General features: G+C 58.6%; 1 protein-coding gene and 1 pseudogene. Both read right to left on the minus strand.

The genetic code is table 11. The annotated features are described in order from the left end of the window. Nucleotides 1–95 precede the first annotated feature (95 nt). Nucleotides 96–272: pseudogene (locus tag ATI53_RS22630) on the minus strand (transposase); the annotation flags it as partial. Nucleotides 273–395: 123 nt separating this feature from the next. Then, on the minus strand, nucleotides 396–2,503 hold a 2,108-nt coding region (locus tag ATI53_RS22635), incomplete at its 5' end, for an Ig-like domain-containing protein (protein ID WP_146610010.1).

The raw sequence follows: 2,503 nt of genomic DNA on the forward strand, positions 1-2,503 counted from the left end.
GCGCCTCGGTGAAACGGCTCTTGCGCATGTGTCTGCTCCTTCAGAGTTGGCGCAGACTCTACATCACGATGAGGGATTTCGCGGGGGGCAGGTCAGCAGAATTGGATGGCCGCGTCCGAAAAGACCGGCGGGCGTCCAAGCCGACCGTCACGAGGCGCGTGCCAGGTCATGTCCTTGTCGACCCAGATCAGCAGGGACCCTCGCTTGCGCAGCGACGCGTTGTAGCTGGACCAGTTCGTCGTGCGATAGCGGGCGGGAGATGGTTTGCTCATGCACCGCATCTAACGCCATGGATTCGCCGAAGTGAATCCTCCTTCGACAGACTTGTGCAACAACGCCGTATTGATATCTCCTTCTGACCTGTCCCGCCGATTGCCAGCAAGTCATAAACCGCATCAGAACTGCGTCTCGAACCCGAGGCTCAACCCATAACTTTCGAAGCCGTCTGCACCGATACCGTCATAGTAGGTTGCTGCAGTGAAGCGTTGGCCCGCGGACATCGTGCGGTTGACGCCCAGTTCGATCCGCGCCCGGCCACCCTCGTAATCGGGTGTCACAGTCGAGGCGAACCCGTTGCCGCTGGTATGGGACCAGATTCCCGAGACACCGCCCAAAAGTTCCAGCTCACCGCGGCTGACCGGCAGCATCGTGCTGAAATCCGCGCCGATCTCAATCTGCCCAAGTGCTATGCCCTGATCGGGAATGGTATTGCCCAGACTGTCCACATAGTCGTTCTGGTCATCGGTGGTATAGGAGGCATCCAGGAAAGGGTTCAGTGTTGTCGTGCTGAAGTTGAGCTCTCCGGCAACCCTAAGTTGAGCCAGCATGCGTGTGGTATCAAAGCTATCCTCGTAGGTTCCGAAGGGCGAAATGTTGTTGCTGGTTTCGCCGTAGAGCAAACGACCCTCAAAATATAGCGGCTGGCTCGCACTTCTGGCAACGAAATAGGGGCCGACCATCCAGCCTGTCCCGCTGACCGACGCCACACCGGTGTCCTCGCTTAGATGGTCGAATTGCAGCATTGCCCCGACCAGCAGATTCTCTGTGATGGCCCGGTGACCGCCAAGTGCCCCGAAAACGTATTCACTTCTGCTGTTGCCGTCGGTTGTCCATGATCCGTTCGCCTGAATCCAGACCGGATAGTCGCTGCCGGTCGCGAAATCAAAGTTCCCCGAACCGCGCGTCGCAGCGAAATCGAACGTATTCTGTCCGGTACGCGACAGGAACGGTATCAGGCTGGGCTGATTGCGGATCAACTCATTGGCGCGGGTCTGCATGTAGGATGCGATGAGTTCCTGTGTCCGCTCCACAGTGAGATCGGTGATATCGAGCGCGTTAGATGCCAGATTGCCGTTTCCGGCTGCATCAGCCGTGACATTGGCAGGGATCGATATCCGCACGTCCCCGGCCCCCGTCGCTCTCAATGTCGCCACATAAGATGCGCCACTGCCGCTCAAACCTGTTACCGCAGCATTCGTGGCATTTATATCGGCGGCGGCAAATCCCGTGACAGGCTCGGAGAACGTGACGGTGACAGAGAAAGACTTGTTACCGGCAAGGCTCTCGGGCGCTCCGGAAATACTGACAGTTGGGGCAGTTCCGTCAAAAACAGCTTTGACCGTGTTCGATGCTACGTTGCCGTTACCTGCGGTGTCGGTGAACGTGCCTGCGGCAACGGAAAGGGTGATCGTGCCATCAGCGTCCGGGGTCAGTGTCGCGATATAGCTGGTTCCTGAGCCGGTGAGGGTTGCAGTCGCATTCCCTAAGGTAAGGTCGGCGACACCGAAGTCAGTGCTGTCCTCGGATAGGGTGATTGCAGCGGTATAAGTCCCATTGGTAGTTCCGCTCAACGCGCCGAAAGAGATCGTCGGTGGTGTATCATCGCCAACAAAGCCGGCATTCGCGAGTGCGGAATTGTTTCCCGCAGCGTCCGCTGCAACAAGTGTGACCGTACCCGATTGCTGCGGCGTATCGGAGGTCACGGTGAACGCCCCTGTCTCGGCATCCGCCGTCACGCTTTGGGTGCTGCCATCGGGGAATGTTATCGTCACGGTAATGCCCGGTTCTGCAGTGCCGACAAGATCGACACGGCTGTCCGGAGTGGCAATCAGTGTTAAAACGACCGGCGCATCCGGAGGTGTCGTGTCCGTCACGGTTACCACAAAGGTCTGTTGCACTGCTTCGTTCCCTGCGCTGTCCTGGGCATCCACGAACACGGTCGTGGCGCCGACAGCAAAGTCATAGGGGCTGGTGATAACAGTCCCGTCGATTGAAAATATCGATAAAACAGTCTCCCCGGAATTGTCGGTGACTTCTGCCGCAAGGGTAACCGAAGCTGTGTTGGCCCCCGCATCCGTGTCTACAGCGATATCCGCAACATCAGATATGACCGGAGGTTCCGTGTCCAAGGGGGCGGCGACGGTGACGGAGACGCTGTCGGCGGGCGAGGGATCGATGCCGTCGTTGACGATCAGCGCGAAGGTCAGCACCACCTCGGCCGCGC

The organism is Salipiger aestuarii, from assembly GCF_003259905.1.
Lineage (GTDB): Bacteria > Pseudomonadota > Alphaproteobacteria > Rhodobacterales > Rhodobacteraceae > Salipiger > Salipiger aestuarii.